General features: G+C 71.3%; 21 protein-coding genes. 15 read left to right on the plus strand and 6 right to left on the minus strand.

Annotated elements, in window-relative coordinates; genetic code table 11:
• Nucleotides 1-133 precede the first annotated feature (133 nt).
• Genes ABD747_RS08485 through ABD747_RS08505 form a run of 5 tightly spaced genes read left to right on the plus strand, consistent with a single transcriptional unit; the run spans nucleotide 134 to nucleotide 5,905 of the window.
• The gene (locus ABD747_RS08485; RefSeq protein WP_344803361.1) at nucleotides 134-1,510 is read left to right on the plus strand and encodes a Gfo/Idh/MocA family protein; all 1,377 of its coding nucleotides are present in this window, start codon (nucleotides 134-136) and stop codon (nucleotides 1,508-1,510) included.
• Nucleotides 1,507-2,439 carry an NAD-dependent epimerase/dehydratase family protein gene (locus tag ABD747_RS08490; RefSeq protein WP_344803363.1) on the plus strand — a complete coding sequence of 311 codons (933 nt, stop codon included), beginning with the start codon at nucleotides 1,507-1,509 and terminating at the stop codon, nucleotides 2,437-2,439. Before ABD747_RS08485 ends, ABD747_RS08490 begins: the two co-directional genes overlap by 4 nt.
• Nucleotides 2,436-3,335: a 5-dehydro-4-deoxyglucarate dehydratase gene (locus ABD747_RS08495; protein ID WP_344803365.1), complete on the plus strand. Its 900-nt coding sequence runs from the start codon at nucleotides 2,436-2,438 to the stop codon at nucleotides 3,333-3,335. Before ABD747_RS08490 ends, ABD747_RS08495 begins: the two co-directional genes overlap by 4 nt.
• Nucleotides 3,332-4,414, plus strand: a complete 1,083-nt coding sequence (locus ABD747_RS08500; protein WP_344803367.1) for a mandelate racemase/muconate lactonizing enzyme family protein — start codon at nucleotides 3,332-3,334, stop codon at nucleotides 4,412-4,414. Before ABD747_RS08495 ends, ABD747_RS08500 begins: the two co-directional genes overlap by 4 nt.
• Before the next feature lie 36 nt (nucleotides 4,415-4,450).
• Nucleotides 4,451-5,905 carry an aldehyde dehydrogenase (NADP(+)) gene (locus tag ABD747_RS08505; protein ID WP_344803369.1) on the plus strand — a complete coding sequence of 485 codons (1,455 nt, stop codon included), beginning with the start codon at nucleotides 4,451-4,453 and terminating at the stop codon, nucleotides 5,903-5,905.
• A gap of 7 nt (nucleotides 5,906-5,912) precedes the next feature.
• Here the strand turns inward: ABD747_RS08505 and ABD747_RS08510 are convergent, their stop codons facing one another.
• Together ABD747_RS08510 and ABD747_RS08515 are read right to left on the minus strand one after the other, a co-directional pair.
• A complete protein-coding gene (locus ABD747_RS08510) occupies nucleotides 5,913-7,052 on the minus strand; it encodes a Gfo/Idh/MocA family protein (protein ID WP_344803371.1) in 1,140 nt (379 codons plus the stop codon).
• A 97-nt stretch (nucleotides 7,053-7,149) separates the two neighbouring features.
• Complete coding sequence (locus ABD747_RS08515; protein WP_344803373.1) at nucleotides 7,150-7,476, minus strand: SHOCT domain-containing protein; 327 nt, start codon at nucleotides 7,474-7,476, stop codon at nucleotides 7,150-7,152.
• On the opposite strand from ABD747_RS08515, the gene ABD747_RS08520 reads away from it, so the two are divergent.
• The 3 genes from ABD747_RS08520 to ABD747_RS08530 are packed head-to-tail and all read left to right on the plus strand — an operon-like array spanning nucleotide 7,475 to nucleotide 9,535.
• Nucleotides 7,475-7,600 carry a hypothetical protein gene (locus tag ABD747_RS08520; protein WP_344803375.1) on the plus strand — a complete coding sequence of 42 codons (126 nt, stop codon included), beginning with the start codon at nucleotides 7,475-7,477 and terminating at the stop codon, nucleotides 7,598-7,600. The genes ABD747_RS08515 and ABD747_RS08520 overlap by 2 nt on opposite strands.
• 10 nt (nucleotides 7,601-7,610) lie before the next feature.
• Nucleotides 7,611-8,876 carry a sensor histidine kinase gene (locus ABD747_RS08525; RefSeq protein ID WP_344803377.1) on the plus strand — a complete coding sequence of 422 codons (1,266 nt, stop codon included), beginning with the start codon at nucleotides 7,611-7,613 and terminating at the stop codon, nucleotides 8,874-8,876.
• Nucleotides 8,873-9,535, plus strand: a complete 663-nt coding sequence (locus ABD747_RS08530; RefSeq protein WP_344803379.1) for a response regulator transcription factor — start codon at nucleotides 8,873-8,875, stop codon at nucleotides 9,533-9,535. The genes ABD747_RS08525 and ABD747_RS08530 overlap by 4 nt, the downstream gene beginning before the upstream one ends.
• Before the next feature lie 26 nt (nucleotides 9,536-9,561).
• Here the strand turns inward: ABD747_RS08530 and ABD747_RS08535 are convergent, their stop codons facing one another.
• Both ABD747_RS08535 and ABD747_RS08540 read right to left on the minus strand, forming a co-directional pair.
• On the minus strand, nucleotides 9,562-10,539 hold the full coding sequence (locus ABD747_RS08535; RefSeq protein WP_344803381.1) for a hypothetical protein: 978 nt from the start codon (nucleotides 10,537-10,539) through the stop codon (nucleotides 9,562-9,564).
• 132 nt (nucleotides 10,540-10,671) lie between these two features.
• Complete coding sequence (locus tag ABD747_RS08540) at nucleotides 10,672-11,520, minus strand: MBL fold metallo-hydrolase (protein WP_344803383.1); 849 nt, start codon at nucleotides 11,518-11,520, stop codon at nucleotides 10,672-10,674.
• An 80-nt stretch (nucleotides 11,521-11,600) separates the two neighbouring features.
• Here ABD747_RS08540 and hrcA point away from each other — a divergent pair, with 80 nt between their 5' ends.
• The 5 genes from hrcA (at nucleotide 11,601) to ABD747_RS08565 (ending at nucleotide 16,429) form a co-directional block, all read left to right on the plus strand.
• Nucleotides 11,601-12,614: a heat-inducible transcriptional repressor HrcA gene (gene hrcA, locus ABD747_RS08545; RefSeq protein ID WP_344803385.1), complete on the plus strand. Its 1,014-nt coding sequence runs from the start codon at nucleotides 11,601-11,603 to the stop codon at nucleotides 12,612-12,614.
• 11 nt (nucleotides 12,615-12,625) lie between these two features.
• On the plus strand, nucleotides 12,626-13,807 hold the full coding sequence (dnaJ, locus tag ABD747_RS08550) for a molecular chaperone DnaJ (protein WP_344803590.1): 1,182 nt from the start codon (nucleotides 12,626-12,628) through the stop codon (nucleotides 13,805-13,807).
• A gap of 9 nt (nucleotides 13,808-13,816) precedes the next feature.
• Nucleotides 13,817-14,542 (plus strand): 16S rRNA (uracil(1498)-N(3))-methyltransferase, encoded by a 726-nt coding sequence (locus ABD747_RS08555; RefSeq protein ID WP_344803387.1) that lies wholly within the window; start codon nucleotides 13,817-13,819, stop codon nucleotides 14,540-14,542.
• 85 nt (nucleotides 14,543-14,627) lie between these two features.
• On the plus strand, nucleotides 14,628-15,914 hold the full coding sequence (gene tgt, locus ABD747_RS08560; protein WP_344803389.1) for a tRNA guanosine(34) transglycosylase Tgt: 1,287 nt from the start codon (nucleotides 14,628-14,630) through the stop codon (nucleotides 15,912-15,914).
• Nucleotides 15,915-16,012: 98 nt separating this feature from the next.
• A complete protein-coding gene (locus tag ABD747_RS08565) occupies nucleotides 16,013-16,429 on the plus strand; it encodes a hypothetical protein (RefSeq protein ID WP_344803391.1) in 417 nt (138 codons plus the stop codon).
• A 40-nt stretch (nucleotides 16,430-16,469) separates the two neighbouring features.
• On the opposite strand, the gene ABD747_RS08570 is transcribed toward ABD747_RS08565, so the two are convergent.
• Nucleotides 16,470-16,991, minus strand: a complete 522-nt coding sequence (locus tag ABD747_RS08570) for a DUF3224 domain-containing protein (protein ID WP_344803393.1) — start codon at nucleotides 16,989-16,991, stop codon at nucleotides 16,470-16,472.
• A 110-nt stretch (nucleotides 16,992-17,101) separates the two neighbouring features.
• Nucleotides 17,102-18,142: a lactonase family protein gene (locus ABD747_RS08575; RefSeq protein ID WP_344803394.1), complete on the minus strand. Its 1,041-nt coding sequence runs from the start codon at nucleotides 18,140-18,142 to the stop codon at nucleotides 17,102-17,104.
• 135 nt (nucleotides 18,143-18,277) lie between these two features.
• Here ABD747_RS08575 and nthB point away from each other — a divergent pair, with 135 nt between their 5' ends.
• Together nthB and nthA are read left to right on the plus strand one after the other, a co-directional pair.
• A complete protein-coding gene (gene nthB, locus ABD747_RS08580; protein ID WP_344803396.1) occupies nucleotides 18,278-18,901 on the plus strand; it encodes a nitrile hydratase subunit beta in 624 nt (207 codons plus the stop codon).
• Nucleotides 18,898-19,497, plus strand: a complete 600-nt coding sequence (nthA, locus tag ABD747_RS08585) for a nitrile hydratase subunit alpha (RefSeq protein WP_344803398.1) — start codon at nucleotides 18,898-18,900, stop codon at nucleotides 19,495-19,497. Before nthB ends, nthA begins: the two co-directional genes overlap by 4 nt.
• Nucleotides 19,498-19,506 lie beyond the last annotated feature (9 nt).

Consider the following 19,506-nt stretch of genomic DNA (forward strand, 5'->3'; position numbering starts at 1 on the left):
CAGGAAGTTCTCGGTCAGCCTAACTCAGCTGGTCGTCCAGGTGCCAGTCGTACGGAAGCGCTTGCGTGGCCGCTCCGGCGTCGACTAGAGTGTGAGAAACCGATTACTCGCCAGCCTCGAGGAGATACGTTTCATGTCGTCATCGCAGCGCCGCCGCTACGCCCTGGTGGGCACTGGGTCCCGAGCGCGGATGTATCTGGCGGCGCTGGCCCGCAGCCACGCCGACGTCGGCGAGCTGGTCGCGCTCTGCGAACCGAACCGGGCGAGGGTCGACTTCTATCGGCGCGAACTCGGGCTGGACGCGATCCCGGCCTACTCACCGGATGAGCTCGACCGCCTGTTCGCCGAGACGTCGCCGGACTGCCTGATCGTCACCTCGCCCGACGACACCCACGATCGCTACATCTGCGCGGCGCTGGATCGTGGCATCGACGCGGTGAGCGAGAAACCGATGACCATCGACCGCGACCGGCTGACCAAGATCGTCACCAGTCTCGACGAGTCCGCCGGCGAGCTGACCGTGACGTTCAACTACCGCTACTCGCCGCGCAACTCGGTGGTGAAGGAGCTGCTCGGCTCCGGCGCGATCGGGCAGATCACCTCGGTGCACTTCGAGTGGCTGCTCGACACCTCGCACGGCGCGGACTACTTCCGCCGCTGGCACCGGGAGAAGGCGCACTCCGGCGGCCTGCTGGTGCACAAGTCCACCCACCACTTCGATCTGGTGAACTGGTGGCTCGACGACGTCCCCTCCCGGGTCTACGCCCGCGGCGGGCTCAAGTTCTACGGCGCCGACAACGCCGCCCGCCGCGGCCTCGGCCACCGCCCGAAGCTGAGCCGGGACCAGCCGGCCGGCACCGACCCGTTCCGGCTCGACCTGGCCGCCGACCCGCTGCTGAAGGGCCTCTACCTCGACGCCGAGCACGTCGACGGCTACCGGCGCGACAAGGATGTGTTCGACACCGGCATCACGGTGGAGGACTCGCTCAGCCTGCTGGTCGACTATGCCGGCGGCACGACCATGACCTACTCGCTCAACGCCTTCTCGCCCTGGGAGGGCTACCGGGTCGGGTTCAACGGCACCGAGGGGCGGCTGGAGCTGGAGGTGATCGAGCGCGGTTGGGTCCGTTCGGCCGCCGACCAGCACGACGGCAAGGCCGTGGTCGATCCCAGCGCGGCGCACGACTCCGACGCTGCCCAGGACCGGATCCGGCCGGTGGGCGAGCGGGTCGTTCTGCAGCGGCTCTGGCAGCGGGCCGAGGAGATCGCCATCCCCGTAGGCGCCGGCGCGCACGGCGGTGGCGACGCGATGCTGCTCGACGACGTCTTCCGCGGCGCCGGCGACGATCCGCTCGGGCGGGCCGCCGGCTATCTCGACGGCGTCCGGAGCGTGATCGTCGGCATCGCGGGCAACGTCAGCCTGGCCGAGGGGCGCCCGGTCGACACGGCGGAGTTCGGCCTGTCGCTGCGGTCCGCGGACGCCGAGCCGGCTCCGGCCGGTGCGCGGTGAAGGTCGCCGTCACCGGCGGCAGCGGCCGGCTCGGCCGCAGCGTCGTCGCCGGACTCGTCGAGACAGGGCACGAGGTCGTCTCGATCGACCGGGTGGCCGCCCCGGACGCTCCCGCCGCGGTGAGCCAGCTGGCGGTCGACCTGACCGACTTCGCCGCGACCGTGGCAGCCTTCGGCCGGACCGCGCCGGAAGCCGTCGTGCACCTGGCCGCGATCGCCACCCCGTTCAGTGCACCGGAGCCGGTGATCTGGAACACCAACACCTCGATCGCCTTCCATGTCGTGCAGGCGGCCGTGGCGAACGGCGCGACCCGGGTGCTCGCCGCCTCCAGCCCGACACCGCTCGGCTACGGCAACCCGAACGGCTGGCTGCCGAGCTACCTGCCGATCGACGAACGACATCCGCTCCGGCCGTGGAACGCGTACGCGCTCTCCAAGATCACGATCGAGTCGATCGTCGCCATGTTCGCCGCCCAGCAAGGGAAAGCGGTGGCGCTCGGCTCGTTCCGGCCGTGCTTCGTGATCTCACCGGACGAGTGGCACGGCGCCCCGACCCAGCAGGGACACACGGTCGCCGAGCGGCTGGCCGACCCAGCACTGGCCGCGGTCTCGTTGTTCAACTACGTCGATGCGCGTGACGCCGCGGACTTCGTCGACGTCTGGCTGCGCGCCGCCGCCGACCTGCCGCCGGGCGAGACGTTCTTCGTCGGCGCCGCGGACGCGATGGCCACCCGGCCGTTGGCCGAGCTGATCCCGCGGTTCCTGCCCGGCACCGACGAGCTCGCCGCCGACCTGGTCGATACCGCACCGGCGTTTTCCATCGCCAAAGCCGCCGAGCTGCTCGGCTGGCGGCCCGCCCGCAGCTGGCGAACCGAGCTCGCCCTTCCCATCGCGTCCAACCCCTCGATCCCAGTCGGAGCCAGATCATGAATCTCGACGGCGTGCTGTTCTTCCCGATCACCCCCTTCACCGGCTCCGGAGAGGTGGACGCCGCTCTGCTGAAGGAGCACGTCGCCAGCCGGCTGGACCACGCGCCGGGTGCGGTCTTCGCGGCGTGCGGGACGGGGGAGTTCCATGCCCTGTCGGTCGCCGAGGTGGGCACGGTGGTCTCCGCCGCGGTGTCGGCGGCGGGAGGGCGTACGCCCGTGCTGGGTGGCACCGGAGGACCGCTCGGGCACGCTCTCGGCTGTGCCAAGGTCGCCGCCGACGCCGGCGCCGAGGGCCTGCTGGTGCTGCCGCCGTATCTGGTGAACGCGCCGGCGGACGGTCTGGTCCGGTACGTGGAGACGATCGCCGAGGCGACCGAGCTGCCGCTGATCGTCTACCACCGCGCCAATGCCCAGCTGTCGCCCGCGACGGTGACCCGGCTGGCGGCGAACCCGAGGGTGATCGGCTTCAAGGACGGCGTCGGCGACATCGGCACCACCCAGCTGGTCGTGCTGGCGGTGCGCGACGCCGGTCGAGACGACTTCTTGTTCTTCAACGGCCTGCTGACCGCCGAGCTGACCCAGGCGGCGTTCCGCGCTATCGGCGTGCCGCTGTATTCCTCGGCCGTGTTCGCGATGGCACCGGAGATCGCGAACGGGTTCTTTGTCGCGTACACCGCCGGCGACGACGTACGACGGGAGGAACTGCTGCGTGGGTTCTACCGGCCGCTGGTCGCGCTGCGGGACCAGGTACCGGGCTACGCGGTGTCGTTGATCAAGGCGGGTGTGCGCCAGGGCGGGCTGCCGGTCGGCGGCGTCCGGGCCCCGCTGGTGGACCCGACGCCGGAGCACGAGGCGGCCCTGGCCGATCTGCTGGCCCGCGGGCGAGAGTTGTTGTGAGCGAACCTCAGATCGAGTCGATCAGGACGCGGCTGATCACCCGGAGGCTGTCGCGACCGTGGGGTCCGGACGTGCCGGAGTTGCACGCGATCGTGGTCGAAGTGACGGCGGGATCTTCGTCAGGGCAGGGATTCAGCTGGACCCCGACCATCGGCCCGCACGCGGTGCAGGCCCTGCTCGATCACGACATCACCGCGTTCGCCGTCGGCCGGCCCGCCCGCCCGGAGCTGATCTGGGACGACCTGTGGCGGCATCTGCACGAAGCGGGCGGCGGTGGTCTGACCACGATCGCGATGGCCGGCCTGGATCTGGCGCTGTGGGACCTGCGGGCCAAGGCGGCCGGCGTCGGACTGAGCGAGCTGCTGGGAGTGCGCCGGCGGAGCGTCCGCGCCTACGGCAGCGGGGTGAACCTGCACTACTCGCTGGACCAGCTGACCGAGCAGGCGCATCGCTGGGTCGCCGCGGGCTACCGCGGGGCCAAGATCAAGGTCGGCAGCCCGGACCTCGACCGCGACCTGGAACGGGTCGCCGCGGTCCGTGACATCCTCGGCCCGCAGCGCTGGCTCGCCGTCGATGCCAACCAGCGGTGGGACGTACCGGCCGCCGAGCGCGGCATCCGGGCGCTCCAGCGGTTCGATCTGCATTGGATCGAGGAGCCCGTGCGAGCCGACGACCTGGCCGCGTACCGCTACCTGCGGACCAAGATCGGCCTCCCGCTGGCCTGCGGGGAGAACGTGCACACCGCGTACCGCTTCCGCGAGTTCCTGGCCGCCGAGGCGATCGACGTGGTCCAACCCAACATCGTCCGGGTCGGCGGGCTGACCCCGTTCCTGCGGATCGCGGACCTGGTCCGGACCGCCGACCGGACGCTCGCTCCGCACCTGCTGCCCGATCTCTCGGCCCAGATCGCCTTCAGCCTGCCGGAGGCGGTGTGGATCGAAGAGGTCGAGGATGCTGGACTGGAGGGGTTGGGTTTCGTCGACGAGCCGACACCGGTGCTGCGCCGCGGCGCGGAGCTCGCGCTCGCCGACGACGTCGGAGGCCACCGGGTCGGCGGCCTCGGGCTGCACTTCGGCTGAACAGCTACCGATCACGAAGACCGCAAGGAGAGAAGAATGAGCGCCACCACGACCGCACCCGATCTGGATCAGCTCGTTGCCGCGGCGTCCGCCGCCGCACCGGCGATGGCCCGGGCGACCGGCGAGCAGCGGGCCCGCTGGCTGGAGGCCGTGGCCGACGCGCTGGATGCCGCCGGTGGTGAGCTGGTGCCGATCGCGATCGCCGAGACCCACATGCCGGAGGCTCGGCTGACCGGCGAGGTGGCCCGGACGACCGGGCAGCTGCGCCTCTTCGCGGCGGTCGTCCGCGACGGCGGCTATCTCGAGGCGATCATCGACCATGCCCGGCCCGACGCCACGCCGCCGCAGCCGGAGCTACGCCGGGTGCTGGTCCCGATCGGCCCGGTCGCGGTCTACGCGGCGAGCAACTTCCCGTTCGCGTTCAGTGTGGCCGGTGGCGACACGGCCTCGGCGCTGGCGGTCGGCTGTCCGGTGGTCGTCAAGGCCCACCCCGGGCACCTGGAGCTGTCTCGGCGGACCGCGGACGTGGTCCGCGCGGCGCTGGCCGGGGCCGGCGCGCCGGACGGCGCGTTCGGCCTGGTCGAGGGCCTCGAGGCCGGCCGTGACCTGGTCCAGCACCCGGCGATCAAGGCAGCGGGATTCACCGGCTCGCTGCACGGTGGCCGGGTCCTGTTCGACCTGGCCAACGGCCGGCCGGCCCCGATCCCGTTCTATGCCGAGCTGGGCAGCGTGAATCCGGTGGTGATCACGCCCGCCGCAGCCGCCGCCTCCGCAGCGCAACTGGCCAGCGGGCTGGTCGGCTCCTTCACCCTCGGCGCGGGTCAGTTCTGCACCAATCCCGGCGTCGTGCTCGTCCCGGCAGGCGCCGGGCTCGAGGACGCGGTGGCCGAGGCGCTGGGCGCGGCGAAACCCGCGCCGCTGCTGAACGGGCGGATCGAGGAGGGCTTCCACGCCGGGCTGGAAGCGCTGACCGGGCACGCGTCGGTCGAGGTGATCGCACGCCAGGGCGAGGGTGCGACCGACGAGGTGCCGGCGCCGACCGTGCTGGCCACGACGGCAGCCGCGGTGGTGGCGGATCCGGACACCCTGCTGGCCGAGTGCTTCGGTCCCGTGACCCTGCTGGTGCGTTACGCCGACGAGGCCGAGCGCGACGCCGTGCTCGGCTCGCTGGAGGGCTCGCTCACGGCGACCGTCCACGCGGCGCCGGGCGAGGACGTCCGCGCGCTGGCCGAGACCCTGTCCGGGCTGGCCGGCCGGGTCCTGTTCGGCGGCTGGCCGACCGGCGTCGCCGTCACCTGGTCGCAGCACCACGGCGGTCCGTGGCCGGCCACGACCTCGATCCATACCTCGGTGGGCGCGACCGCCGCCCGGCGCTTCCAGCGACCGGTGGTCTTCCAGGACGCGCCGGCGTCGGTGCTGCCGCCGGCCCTGCAGGACGACAATCCGCTCGGCATCCCGCGCCGGGTGGACGGCACCCTCGTCGTCGGTTAGCTGCTGGTCAGGCTCTCAACCTGCTCCAGCTCGTCGAGAACTTCACGACCCGGTGCAGGGCCACGTCCTCGTCGGCCACCCGTGCGAGGGCCGCGTCGATGCCGGGGACGATCGGGTGAGCGTCCAGGCCCTCTCCCTCCCAGCGGACGTACGCGCTCGGGATCGGTTGCGGGTCCGGCGCGGTCCGGACTGCCTCCATCACCCGCATGAACGCACCGTTGTCGGCGAGCGGGTTGAGCAGCGCCGTGCCGTCGGTGCGGGCGGCGATCAGGTCGGCGAGCAGATCGCTCCGCTCGTGCTCGGTGGTCACGGTGCCGCCGTCGTGGGTCCAGTGCACCCGGTCCAGGGTGTAGTCCAGCCGGATGCTGCCGGTGCTGCCGTAGACGGTGACCGACGGCGGCCGCTCGGTCTCGGCGCACAAGGTGAAGGCGCCGATGACGGTCGGACCCGCCTCGGTCTCGATCCGGACCGACGACGTGTCGTCGGCCTCGATGTCGTTGGCGCGGAACAGTGCGAGGTCGATCGACGTCACGTCGACCGCTCGTCGCGCGCCGGCCAGGCGCAAGGCCGTCGCGGTGGCGTGCGCCAGCGGGTTGGTGATCACCCCGTCGACCACGGGACGGCCGTCCAGGCTGCGCTTGCCGGCCCACGCCGCGCGCTGCCAGTAGGCCCGGCGCCGGACCCAGGTGCCGACCGCGCCGAGGTGGCTGACCGTGCCGATCGCGCCGGACGCCACGAGCTGGTCGACCCGCTCCAGTGCCTGCGAGCCGAGGCTCTGGAAGCCGACCTGACACAGCCTCCCGGTCTCGGCGGAGACCGCGAGCAGGGCCTCGAACTCGGCCAGGGTGGTGGTCGGCGGCTTCTCCAGCAGCACGTCCAGTCCGGCCCGCAGCAGCGTCGTCGTCATCGCCGCGTGGGTATGCAACGGCGTACACAGCACCGCGACGTCGAGCGCCAGATCCGCGGCCAGCAAGGAATCCAGGTCGGTGAACCACCGCACGTCGTCGTCGGCGGCCGGCGTCTGTGGCTGCGGTGGCCGTGGGTCCACCACCGCCACGAGCCGCCCCACGCGCCCGGCGTTGAGCACGTGGGACGCCCCGTGTCCGTGGATGCCGATGACTGCGATCCTGGCCGCCTCGGGCGCCATGCGATCCTCCTCGCCGGGCGCTCCCGCCGACTGCGAAAGCGCTTACGTTGAGTTCAGCATAGCCCGACGGCCCGCTTCCTCGCCAGTCGGCGAGCGGTCAGGACGTCTTCTTGCGCGTGCTCTTCGCGCGGGCCGGCTCGACTCCCGGCGTCCAGTTGAGCACGCTGGCCCGCTCCATGAACTCGTCGGTCGTGATGTCACCGCGGGCGAAGCGCTCGGACAAGATCTTGCGTGCCTCGAACTCCGGAGAGGTGCGCGCGGCGACCCACGGCGGTGCGGAGATCCGGCCGGTGCGGACCAGATAGAACAAGGTGCCGGCGACGAGCAGCAGGAACAGCAGGAACATGAGTCCTCCCAGGAACGGTGCGAACGAGAAGGCGTGGGCGGGGTCCGGTCCGCCCGGTGGAAAGTGGTGATGATCCATGGCTGCCAGCCTGCCCTCGGGCCGGGCGTCCCGCATCGCCCCGGAAGCGACAGTTCGCGTACGTCGACGGACGTACGACGGCTACGCGATCCGGCCGATGCATCCACCCGCCCGGCTCGCCTAGGCTCGGTGGCATGCCGGGTGCCGACTTCCGCCGGGTGCTGCCGATCGACGCGGCGCTGGGCGTCGCCGTCGGCTCACTCGCCTGGGCGAGCACGCGCTGGCAGCAGTGGTGGGACGACGGGCGCCCACGGGGCGGCCCGCCGATGCGGATGGGTGGCGGCCCGCCGTTCCGGCGACCCGACCCGAACCTGGTCTCGACCGCCTGGTCGCTGCCGTGGCTGATCGGCGTCGGTATCGCGGTGCTGGTGGTCGGGCTCGCACTGCGACGGGTCTTCCCGCGCTCGGCGTACCTGGCGGTGGTGGCCGGGACCACCGCGTTCCTGGCCGCGGGTGGTCCGTACGGTCCCGCGCTGCTCGCGCCGGCGCTGGCCGTGCTGGCGCTGGCCGACCGGCTCCCACTGCGGGCGTGGCTGCCGTGGCTGGCGGCGCTGCCGGTGATGATGTCCGCCGGCTTCTGGCGGCAGCCGTACGGCGGCCTGCTCGACGCCGCGGTCTTGCCGGCGGCGCTGTTCGGCTCGGCGGCCGTCATCCTGCCGGCGCTGTTCCTGGTGCTGCGCCGATCGCGGCGCGACGCGGAGGCGCGCGAGCGGGAGGCCGAGCGGGACCGGTACGTCTACGCCGAGCGGATGCGGATCGCCCGCGAGGTGCATGACGTGGTCGGGCACAGCCTGTCGGTGATCAACCTGCAGGCCGGGGTGGCCCTGCACGTGCTGGACCGGCGGCCCGAGCAGGTCGCCGCCTCGTTGGAGGCCATCCGGTCCTCGAGCAAGGACGCCCTGGCCGAGCTGCGGCAGACCCTCGACATGTTCCGCGAGGACGGACCCGAGCCGACCGCGCCGCAGGCCGGCCTGGACCGGCTCGGGGACCTGGTCGCGGCCGTACGCGCGGCCGGGCGGAACGTGGACGTCCGCACCGACGGCGACATCGGCACCGGCGGTGACATCCGGGCCGGCGGGGACATTGGGGCCGAACTTCCCGCCGCCGTCGACCACGCGGCCTACCGGATCGTCCAGGAGGCACTGACCAACGTCGTCCGGCACGCCGCGGACGCACCCGCGTCGATCGACATCGCCCGTCGGGACGACCGGCTGCTGATCACGGTCAGTGATCACGGACCCGTCGTCCGGCCCGAGAAACTGCTGTCTGGCAACGGGATCCGGGGAATGCAGGAGCGCGCGGCGGCGGTCGGCGGCCGGGTGGACGTACGTCCTCGGCCGGGCGGCGGGGTCGAGGTCAGCGCCGTGCTGCCGGCGGTCACCATGCCGGTGGATGCATGATCAGCGGCGAGACGATCAGTCTGGGCATTGCCGATGATCAACAGCTGATCCGGATGGGCCTGCGGGTGCTGGCCGAGTCGGAGGACGATCTGAGGCTGTCCTGGGAGGCCGAGGACGGCCGGCAGGCGGTCCGGCTGGCCCGGGCGGACCCGCCGGACGTGATCTTGATGGATATCCGGATGCCCGGCCTGGACGGCATCGAGGCGCTCCGCCAGATCGTCGCCGCCCCGGAGACGGCCGGCACCCGGGTGGTCATGCTGACGACGTTCGAGTCCGACGAGAACGTCTTCGCCGCGCTGCGCGCCGGTGCGGCCGGCTTCCTGGTGAAGGAGACCGAGCCGAACGACCTGCTGCGCGCGATCCGGCTCGCGGCGGTAGGGGAGTCGCTGCTGTCGCCGTCGGTGACGAGGCGGGTGATCGAGACCTTGCAGGGCGGCGCCCGGACCCGCCGGGTGCACCCCTTGCTGAGCAGCCTGACCGAGCGCGAGCGCGAGGTGCTGGCCCTGATCGGCGAGGGATGCAACAACGCCGAGATCGCCGAGCGCCTGGTGGTCAGCCCGGCCACCGCCCGTACCCACGTCAGCCGGATCATGGTGAAGCTCGGCGCCCGCGATCGCGCCCAGCTCGTCGTGATCGCCTACCAGTCCGGCCTCGTCTGACCCCCGTTCCCGGAGTTGTCAGGTTCTCAGCGCGCTATAGCTCGCTGAGAACCTGACAACTCGCCCGTGGTCGGGACGCCGAGCGCGATCAGGTCCCGGGCGACTGACCCCGGATCCAGCCGGATCTCGAAGTTGGTGGCCCGGAGCACCCGTCGCCGGCTCACCACGATCGCGCGCTCCCTGCGCATGTCGGCCTCCCAGTGCTCGACCTGCATATGGTGACCACCATCGATCTCCAGCACGACGATCTCCCCGTTCGACAGCTCCCACTCGGCGTCGAGATAGCGGGAGCGGCCCGAGGGATCCCTCCGGCGGGCCTGCCGGGTCGGTGGCTTCAGGTTGAAGCGCCGGCACATGCGCGTCAGATCCTGTTCGCCGAGCGTGTGCGCACCGCCCGCCGCCTCCTGGACCGCGAGTCGCATGTAGGCCCGATGGCGGACCCGTCCGACCTCCTCGAGCGTCCGCTCGAGGTCGGCGACCGAGCAGATCCGTCGCTGGACGGCTGCCGTCACCATGAGGCACGCGAATCGCGGATACGGTTGCCACGCACCGGCGTCGACGGCCGATCGCGCGGGATGGGTACGCGGCGGACCGCCCCGTCTCATGATGTCGTCCGGCGATAGCCGCCGCGACTCGTGAATACGCACACCGGGCAGCGGCGTCGGGGTCGACCCACGCACGACGATCAGGTGGATCAGCGATGCCTCGGCCGCGATCGGGTCCATGCCGGCGAGCTCGAGCGCTGTGTGACTACCGATGGCGGCCGGCGGCGGCGCGTCGAGGACCGCAAGCCAGATGAGCTGGGCGCGGGTGGGAGGGGCGTTCTGGAGGAGGACGACGTTGTCTCCGATCGCGGTCCAGCGACTCGCTGTGACCTGCGCGGCGACGTAGCCGCGGGGGACATTGCAGGTGTCGAACTGGCGTCGGTGGATCGCTCCGAGCTGCCGGCGAGCAAGGCTCGCCAGGGCCGGAAGGTGTTCTGTGGCCGCGTACATGTCGGACATGCTCGGCCCGATATCGGCGTCCTCAGGTTCGCGGAATGCAATCTGTGGATAACTCCCCATTGCCCCCGAGTTGTCAGGTTCTCAGCGAGCTATAGCGCGCTGAGAACCTGACAACTCGGAGGAGGGGGGAGGTCAGGCGAGTGGGAGGGTGGGGCGGCGGGGGCCGGAGCGGACCTGGGCGAGGGCGGTGTCGAGGCCTGGGCGGACCGCGTCGAAGGGGAGCGCCCAGGTGCCGCGGGACTCGGCCTGCTCCGCCGAGACGCCGAGGCCGGCGAGCCGGCTGATCTCGCCCGAGACGGCCGCGACCCGGCCGCGCTGCTCGAACACGAACTCGCGATCCACCGGCGAACCGTGGCCCGGCACGGCCCGGGTGGTCGCGGTCATCAGTCCGATCAGGCCGTCCAGGGTGGCGGGCCACTCGTGCGCCCAGGAGTCCGCCCCGTACGAGGGCGGTCCGGCCGACTCCACCAGGTCGCCGGCGAGCACGAGATCGGCGTCCGGGACCACCAGGACCAGATCGCCGTCGGTGTGCCCGCGGCCGAGGTGCACCACCTCCACCCGTCGGCCGCCACCCAGGTCCAGGGCGGCGGCCAGCGCCAGCTCCCGGGTCGGCAGCGCCAGCTCGGTCGCGGCGAACCCGAGCCGATCCGCCTCCTCGGCCGCGGCCGCCGAGGCCAGCCGGGGACGTACGCTCTCGTGCGCGATCGTCTCCACCCCGGCGAAACCGGCCAGCCCGAAGGCGTGGTCGTGGTGCCAGTGGGTGGCGACCACCGCCGCCAGCGGCCGATCGGTGACCGACCCGACCGCGGCGCGCAGCGCCCGTCCCTGGGCGGGCGACGACCCTGCATCCACCACGACCGCGCGATCGGAACCCACGACCAGCGCGAGGTTGACGCCGGCGGGCTCGGCCACCAGCACGTGTACGCCCTGAGCGACCGCGTGCCAGTCGCCGAGCTTCGCTGCGGGGAAGGGTGTGCTCACCGCGATAGACTGGCACTCCGTCTGTCCGAGTGCCAAAGCGGACCCGGCGGCGACTCGATCCCGGAGGAGGTGGAGAACCCATGGACGACCGCAAGCTGCAGGTGCTGCGCGCCATCGTCGCCGACTACGTCTCCACCCAGGAGCCGGTCGGGTCGAAGGCGCTCGTCGACCGACACGATCTCGGTGTCTCGCCGGCGACCGTCCGCAACGACATGGCCGCGCTGGAGGAGGAGGGCTACATCACCCAGCCCCATACCAGCGCCGGCCGGATCCCGACCGACAAGGGCTACCGGCTGTTCGTGGACCGGCTGGGCAGCGTCAAGCCGCTGTCGCCGGCCGAGCAGCGGGCGATCGTGACGTTCCTGTCCGGGGCGATCGACCTCGACGACATCCTGCTGCGCACCGTCCGGCTGCTCGCCCAGGTGACCCAGCAGGTGGCCATCGTGCAGTATCCGACGCTCAGCCACTCCACCGTGCGCCACGTCGAGGTGGTGTCGCTGACCACCAGCCGGGCGCTGCTGATCCTGATCACCTCGACCGGCCGGATCGAGCAGCGGGCGCTGGAGCTGCCCGAGCACGACGAGCAGACGCTGGCCGAGCTGCGGGCCCACCTCAACGCCGCCACCGTCGGCAACTCCTCGACCCAGGCGGCCGCCCGGCTGCAGAAGCTGGTGGACGAGCTGCCGCCCTCGCTGTCGGTGATCGGGCAGGCCGGGATCGCCGCGCTGCTGGAGATGCTCGGCAGCGAGAGCTCGACCCGGGTCGTGGTCGGCGGGATGCCGAACCTGACCCGGTTCGGCCAGGAGTTCGAGACCGCGGTCCGTCCGGTGCTGGAGGCGCTGGAGGAGCAGGTCGTGCTGCTGAGGCTGCTCGGTGAGGCGAGCACCGACGGCGACGTCACGGTCCGGATCGGGCAGGAGAACCCGTTCAAGGAGCTGCAGACCACCTCGCTGGTCGCGAGCCCCTACGGCAGCCAGGCCGACGCCTTCGCCACCCTCGGCATCGTCGGTCCGACCCGGATGGACTACCCCTCGACCATGGCATCGGTCCGCGCCGTAGCTCGCTACGTCGGACGCTTCCTATCCGAAGGATGAATCAACACACGATGAGCTCGGACTACTACCAGATCCTCGGCGTGCCGCGAGACGCGTCGGCCGAGCAGATCAAGAAGGCCTACCGCCAGCTGGCGATGAAGCTGCACCCCGACGTCGCGACCGAGGCCGACGCCGGTGATCGGTTCAAGAAGGTCGCCGAGGCGTACGAGGTCTTGTCCGATCCGAAGAAACGCGACCTGTACGACCGCGGCGGCGACCCGCTCGGCGGCGGCATGGGCGGCGGGTTCACCGGCGGCTTCGGCGCCGGTGGGTTCGGCACCAGCGGCTTCGACTTCACCAACCTGGTCGACGCGATGTTCGGCCAGACGGCGTCGCGCGGCCCGCGGTCGCGGGTCCGCCGCGGTCAGGACGCGCTGGTCCGGCTGGACCTCGAGCTGGCCGAGGCGGCGTTCGGGATCACCAAGCCGCTCCGGGTCGACACCGCCGTGCTCTGCCCACGCTGCTCCGGTTCCGGCTCGGCCGAGGGCTCGGAGCCGGTGACCTGCCAGACCTGCCACGGTCAGGGCGAGGTCACCCACGTCCAGCGCTCGTTCATCGGCGACATCCGGACCACCCAGGCCTGCCCGACCTGCCGCGGCTACGGCACGGTGATCCCCGACCCGTGCCCGGAGTGTGCCGGCGACGGCCGGGTCCGCTCGACCCGCACCATCAACGTCAAGATCCCGGCCGGGGTGAGCACCGGCAACCGGATCCACCTGTCCGCGCACGGCGAGGTCGGTCCCGGTGGCGGCCCCGCCGGCGATCTGTACGTCGAGCTGAACGTCGCGCCGCACGAGGTGTTCCGGCGTGAGGGCGACGATCTCGAGGTGGTGGTGAAGATCCCGATGACGGCGGCCGCGCTGGGCACCGAGGTCGACGTCGCGACGCTGGAGGCCGATCTGCCCGACGCGAGCGCGGAGACGTCGACGGTCAAGGTGAGCGTGCCCTCCGGCACCCAGTCCGGCACCCGGATCGCCGTGGACGGCAAGGGAGTGCCGCGGCTGCGCGGTTCGGGTCGCGGCCAGCTCGGGGTCACGCTGCTGGTCCAGACGCCGACCCGGGTGGACGACGAGCAACGCGAGCTGCTCCGCCAGCTCGCCGAACTGCGCGAGGAGACGCGGCCCGAGGTGACGGTGCAAAAGCACGGACGGGGCGTGTTCGGCCGGCTGCGGGACGCCTTCGCCGGGCAGTGAGTACGAATCTTGAGTGATGCGGTCTTCCTGATCGAGGAGCTCGGCACACCAGCGATCGGCGATCGCGTCCGGCTGGACGGCCCGGAGGGGCGTCACGCCGTGAAGGTACGTCGGATCCGGGCCGGCGAGCAGCTGGTGATCGCCGACGGCCGGGGCCGCGGCGTCCGCGGTGCGGTGGTGGAGCTCGATGCCGGCGCGCTGAGCATCGAGGTGGCCGAGGTGCTGGTCGAGCCGACGCGACAGGTGCGGTGGGTCGCCGCGCAGGCACTGGCCAAGGGCGATCGCGACGAGCTGGCGATCGAGATGCTGACCGAGACGGGCGTGGACGAAGTGATCCCGTGGCAGGCGTCCCGGTCGATCTCCCGATGGGGCGCCGATCGGGTCGAACGGGGACTCACCCGCTGGCGGTCCACCGTTCGCGAGGCGGCCAAACAGTCCCGCCGGCTGCGGGTGCCCGAGGTGGCAGACCCGCTCGACACCCGTCGGCTCGCCGGGCGGGTCGCGACTGCCGCGCGCGCGCTGATCTTGCACGAGGAGGCGGGCGAACCGATCGGCGCGGTGAGCGTACCGGACGAGGGAGAGGTCTTGGTGATCATCGGGCCCGAGGGTGGTATCGCGCCCGGGGAGCTGGAGCTGCTGACCGGTGCCGGAGGACGCGCCGTGTCGCTCGGCGACACCGTGCTGCGCACATCGACTGCCGGCGTCGTCGCGCTGGCCGCGCTGAGGTTGCGATGACCGTGCGGATGGTGTGCCCATCGACAGGCTCAGGGCACGTGGTCGGCGACGTACGTGCCCTGAGCTTGTCGAAGGGCAGCCACCGATGAGCCCGATCAGGCTGGGCGCGCCCGAGCCCGTCGACCACCAGCGCCCGCAACGGATCTCCGCAGACCCGGGGTTCGGCTTCGAGGTCGGCAGCCGGCTCCCGGGGCAGCTGGGCCGAACCGGCGTGATCACCACCCCGCACGGGTCGATCCGCACGCCGGCCTTCGTCGCCGTCGGCACCAAGGCCACGGTCAAGTCGGTGCTGCCGGAATCGATGGCCGCGCTCGGCGCGCAGGCGGTGCTCGCAAACGCCTATCACCTCTACCTTCAGCCCGGCGCCGACATCGTCGACGGGGTCGGCGGCCTGGGCCGATTCATGAACTGGCCGGGTCCCACCTTCACCGACAGCGGCGGCTTCCAGGTGATGAGCCTGGGCGTCGGGTTCAAGAAGGTGCTCGCGATGGATACCTCCGGGCTGGCGAACGACGACGTGATCGCCGAGGGCAAGACCCGGTTGGCCGCTGTCGACGACGACGGCGTGACCTTCACCTCCCATCTCGACGGCAGCCGGCACCGGTTCACCCCCGAGATCTCGATGCGGATCCAGCACCAGCTGGGTGCCGACATCATGTTCGCCTTCGACGAGCTGACCACCCTGATGAACACCCGCGGCTACCAGGAGCACTCGGTGGGGCGGACCCACGCGTGGGCCGCGCGGTGCCTGGCCGAGCACCGACTGTTGACCGAGCAGCGCCGGCACCGGCCGTACCAGGCGCTGTTCGGCGTCGTCCAGGGCGCGCAGTACGAGGACCTTCGCCGGGCCGCCGCTCGCGGCCTGGCGCAGCTGGACGTCGACGGCCAGCGCTTCGACGGGTTCGGCATCGGCGGCGCGCTGGAGAAGGCCAACCTCGGCACGATCACGGGCTGGGTCAGCTCCGAGTTGCCGGAGGACAAGCCACGGCACATGCTCGGCATCTCCGAGCCGGACGACTTCTTCGCCTGCATCGAGAACGGCGCCGACACCTTCGACTGCGTCAACCCGTCCCGGGTCGCGCGCAATGCCGCCGTCTACACCCGCGACGGCCGGTTCAACGTGAACACCGCGGCGTCGCGCCGGGCGTACGTGCCGATCGACGACGAGTGCGACTGCTACACCTGCGCGAACTACACCCGGGCCTATCTGCACCACCTGTTCAAGGCCAAGGAGATGCTCGCCTCGACCCTGTGCACGATCCACAACGAGCGGTTCATCGTCTCGCTGGTGGACCGGATCCGGGACAGCATCGACGCCGGCAGCTTCGAGGCGGTCAGGGCCGAGACGCTAGGCCGCTACTACGACAGGTGACGGTGCCGAGAACGGAGTCGATCGTTCCGGTTACATCCCGATGGATCTACTCCGATCATGCGCACTGGCGAGATGATGGGGCCGGAGGGGAGATCACGGTGAGCATGACGGATCCCGACGGGAGCGCCGTGGCGGCGACCGAACCGGCGACCGGTTACGAGGACGCCGCCAGGCAGTACGCCGGCAGCCGGGGACCGTCGGTCCAGCAGGCGGCCGTGGTCCAGCACGCCCGGCTGCCCCGCTTCGGGGTGGTGGCGGCGATCGTGCTCGGCCTGGTGGCCAACGCTGCGGTGGCACTGACCCAGCTCCTGCCGTCGAGCGCGGAGACGGGGATCGTGCTCGGCATCATCGTGGTGGTGTCGCTCGGCGCCGGCGGTCTCGCCTGCCGCGGGGTCGGCGAGCTGCTCAACAGCCCGGGCTGGAAGGCATCCGGCTGCTTCCTGTGCGCCGCCGCCTATCTCGGCACCGCCACCGTGGCGCTGGTCAACGGTGTGCCGCTGATCTTCGACACGTAGCCAGGGCCGCCGCGTCGACCGATTTCGGGCGCGTTCCTGGTCAGCGCAAGCACAGAATGCCTTCGTAGCGGGACTGGCCGCCGGAGGTGGGTGAGAAGGTCCCGCTCGCTCGCAGTGCTCCGGTCGCCCCCGCGAGCTGGCCGGTGCCGGCGATGATGGTCTGCAGGTCGACGATCGGTCCGCCGTTGCCGGCCGCGAACGCGCCGGCGTTCTTGATGATCAGTGTTCCGTGCCGTTTCCCGATCGTTGCAGCGATGGTGGAGTCCGACGTGAACATGGCCACGCCGGTGGTCGGGGTGTCGGCGGTGGTAGTGATGCTGGTGGCTTGACCGAAGAAGGCGCCCTCGATCTGGCCCGTGTAGATGCCGGCGATGCAGAGGGCGACCGGTGACTGGCAATCGGCGCTGACGGCGTGCTCGGTGTAGCTGCCGCGGAGCTCCCGGCACGCGGAAGCCGCCTGGGCGGGATTGGCGGCGCCGAGAATCAGCGCGAGGGCGGCCGCGCCGGCACCGAGCGCGCTGCGGCGGAGGATCCGGGGCTGATGAGGCGTATCGATCTTCACGAGAGGTCCTATCGATGAGGTGGATGGTTGCTCGATGCTTGCTGTCCGCGGTGGCTGAGCACGCCCGCGGCGCGGACGCGTCTCCTGCCGGCGTGGGCCGACGACATCGGTCAGGTAGCCGCGATCCCGGCCGCGGTGGAGGGCAATCCGGACAGGCGGTCGACGCGGGTGAGATCGCCCGACTGGTCGACGGTCCAGCCGAGGAGGTGCCCGGAGTCGACATCGATCGCGTAGAGGTGTCGACCGTCGCGGGCGAGGTCGAGGTCTCGCAGTCCTGGCGCCTGGTCGTTCGCGACGTCGACGGCGGGTCCGCCCAGGGTCAGGCGGCCGTCGGCGGAGATGTCGTAGCGGGAGACCGCGCCGTCGCCATAGTTGGCGCCGTAGGCGAGCCCGCCGTTCGGGCTGACCGCGACCCAGCACAGCGCGGTTCGGCCATTGCGGACCGAGGTCGAGATGGGCGTCAGTGATCCGTTCGCCAGCGCGTACGACGAGACGGCCGACTTCTCCGCCGTACCGCCGAATGCCTCGGTCACGACGAGCACGCCGGTCGACGTGAATCCGAAACCGTACGGGGTGACACCTGAGGAGGCGTGAACGACCGGTTCGCCCAGGGCGCCCGAAGCCTCGACCGGGAAGACGACGATCCGGTCCGCCGCACGTTCGGTCACGACGAGATGGCTTCCGTCCGGGCTGAACCCGACCTGCGCGGGCGCGCCTTGGGGATCCCACTCCCGCCGCGGCCCGGGCGCCGGCTCCAGACCGGCGGATTGCCAGGTGAAGCCGGTCAGTGACGCTCGGGCGCTGTCCAGGACGTAGAGCAGACCGCCACGTTCGGTCACGCTGACCGGCGTACCCCCGGTCTCGGCGACGTCAACCAGAACCGGGCCGCCTTCGGTGAAAGCCAGGAGGCTGACATCGCCGCTCCCAGCGTTCGTCACGAACACCGCGTCGCCGCCGTGCGCGATCGCCACCGACCCTTGGGAGGCGAGGTGCGCCATTCCGCTGCCGGCGCCTCCGGTCTCGACCGGATCGGATTCGACGAGCGCGTCCGCTGTCGGGTCGCGGCGGAATGTCAGAAGCCGGTTTCGGTCCGGCTCGTTGCTCTGCACGAGCACCGTGTCACGTGCGGCGGTGGTGAGCAGATGGGGCATGACGTCCTCCATGGTGGGATCGAGCCGACCGAGCGCCGGTCACTGGATTTGTTCCGCGTAGGTCGCAAACCGTTACAGCCGCTTCGGCGTCGCGTTCGGCGGTGTGAGCCGGTCCGTGCTGCGTACGATCACCGTGTGGACGGGATCAACGACCTGGGTGGGCGCCAGGGTTTCGGGCCGGTGGTCGTCCAGCCTGGTAATCCAGGCCCTCCCGCGCGGTGGGAAGCCGCCGCCTTCGTGCTGTTCGGAGTGTTGGTCCAACATCTCGCGAACGCCAGCCCCGGTGCCCATCGCCATGCGGTCGAGCGGATGGACCCGGCAGACTACTTGACCGCGTCGTACTACGAACGGTGGCTGACCGCTCTTGCGACCCTGGCGGTCGAGTCCGGAATCGTCACGCGCGCCGAGCTCGAGGAACGCGCCGGCGGACCGTACCCGCTGTCCCGGCCGGGGAAGGCTGACACCATCATCGATCCGCCGGTCGGGCGCTCACGGTTCAGCGTGGGCGACCGCGTACGGGTTCGCAATATGCATCCGCCCGGTCACACTCGCTGTCCCGGGTACGTCCGCGGTCACGTCGGAGTCGTGACTCGGTGCGACGGCTGGTTCAGCATCCCCGATGTCGAGGCCCACTCCGTCCATCGAGTCAGCGAGGCCACCTACTCGGTGCGCTTCGACGCCGACGAGCTCTGGAACGACGGCCAGCCCGGCGTTACCGTGAACGTCGATCTATGGGACAACTATCTGGAGCCGGCATGAGCCAAGCCCGCGACGGCGACCATCACCACCCCACACCCCCGTCGCCGGTCGAGCGCCGCGCCGCAGCTCTCGAGGAGTTGTTGACCGAGAAGGGGCTCGTACCCGAGGGCTATATCGAAGCGGTCACCAGCTTCTATCAAAACGATGTCGGACCGATGAACGGCGCCAGAGCCGTCGCTCGTGCCTGGGTCGATGCCGGTTTCCGGGCACGCCTGTTGGAGGACGGTCCGGCGGCGTTGGACGAACTCGGTCTCGACTCGGACGAGAACTTCGTGGCGGTGGCCAACGAACCGGGTGTGCACAACGTCGTGGTCTGCACGCTGTGCTCCTGCTACCCCTGGGACGTGCTCGGGCTCCCGCCGGGGTGGTACAAGGAACCGCCCTACCGGGCGCGGATGGTGCGAGAGCCGCGGGTCCTGCTCGAAGAGATGGGCTGCGACCTGCCGGACGACGTCGAGGTCCGGGTCTGGGACAGCTCCGCGGAGGTGCGCTACCTCGTCGTGCCCGAGCGACCGGCCGGCACGGAGGAGCTGTCCGAGACCGAGCTCGCCGAGCTCGTCACCCGGGACTCGATGATCGGCGTGGCGCGGCTGTGAAAGCAGACC

This window comes from Microlunatus ginsengisoli, from assembly GCF_039537205.1.
Classification (GTDB): Bacteria; Actinomycetota; Actinomycetes; order Propionibacteriales; family Propionibacteriaceae; genus Microlunatus; species Microlunatus ginsengisoli.

Bases quoted from the DNA above. Each gene is read 5' to 3' on its own strand.
- ABD747_RS08510 (WP_344803371.1), bottom strand. From the start codon at position 7,052: ATGGCGCCCGAGGCGGCCAGGATCGCAGTCATCGGCATCCACGGACAC.
- ABD747_RS08525 (WP_344803377.1), top strand. From the start codon at position 7,611: ATGCCGGGTGCCGACTTCCGCCGGGTGCTGCCGATCGACGCGGCGCTG.
- ABD747_RS08520 (WP_344803375.1), top strand. From the start codon at position 7,475: ATGGCTGCCAGCCTGCCCTCGGGCCGGGCGTCCCGCATCGCCCCGGAA.
- ABD747_RS08530 (WP_344803379.1), top strand. From the start codon at position 8,873: ATGATCAGCGGCGAGACGATCAGTCTGGGCATTGCCGATGATCAACAG.
- ABD747_RS08505 (WP_344803369.1), top strand. From the start codon at position 4,451: ATGAGCGCCACCACGACCGCACCCGATCTGGATCAGCTCGTTGCCGCG.
- ABD747_RS08495 (WP_344803365.1), top strand. From the start codon at position 2,436: ATGAATCTCGACGGCGTGCTGTTCTTCCCGATCACCCCCTTCACCGGC.
- hrcA (WP_344803385.1), top strand. From the start codon at position 11,601: ATGGACGACCGCAAGCTGCAGGTGCTGCGCGCCATCGTCGCCGACTAC.
- tgt (WP_344803389.1), top strand. From the start codon at position 14,628: ATGAGCCCGATCAGGCTGGGCGCGCCCGAGCCCGTCGACCACCAGCGC.
- dnaJ (WP_344803590.1), top strand. From the start codon at position 12,626: ATGAGCTCGGACTACTACCAGATCCTCGGCGTGCCGCGAGACGCGTCG.
- ABD747_RS08535 (WP_344803381.1), bottom strand. From the start codon at position 10,539: ATGTCCGACATGTACGCGGCCACAGAACACCTTCCGGCCCTGGCGAGC.
- ABD747_RS08515 (WP_344803373.1), bottom strand. From the start codon at position 7,476: ATGGATCATCACCACTTTCCACCGGGCGGACCGGACCCCGCCCACGCC.
- ABD747_RS08485 (WP_344803361.1), top strand. From the start codon at position 134: ATGTCGTCATCGCAGCGCCGCCGCTACGCCCTGGTGGGCACTGGGTCC.
- ABD747_RS08575 (WP_344803394.1), bottom strand. From the start codon at position 18,142: ATGCCCCATCTGCTCACCACCGCCGCACGTGACACGGTGCTCGTGCAG.
- nthA (WP_344803398.1), top strand. From the start codon at position 18,898: ATGAGCCAAGCCCGCGACGGCGACCATCACCACCCCACACCCCCGTCG.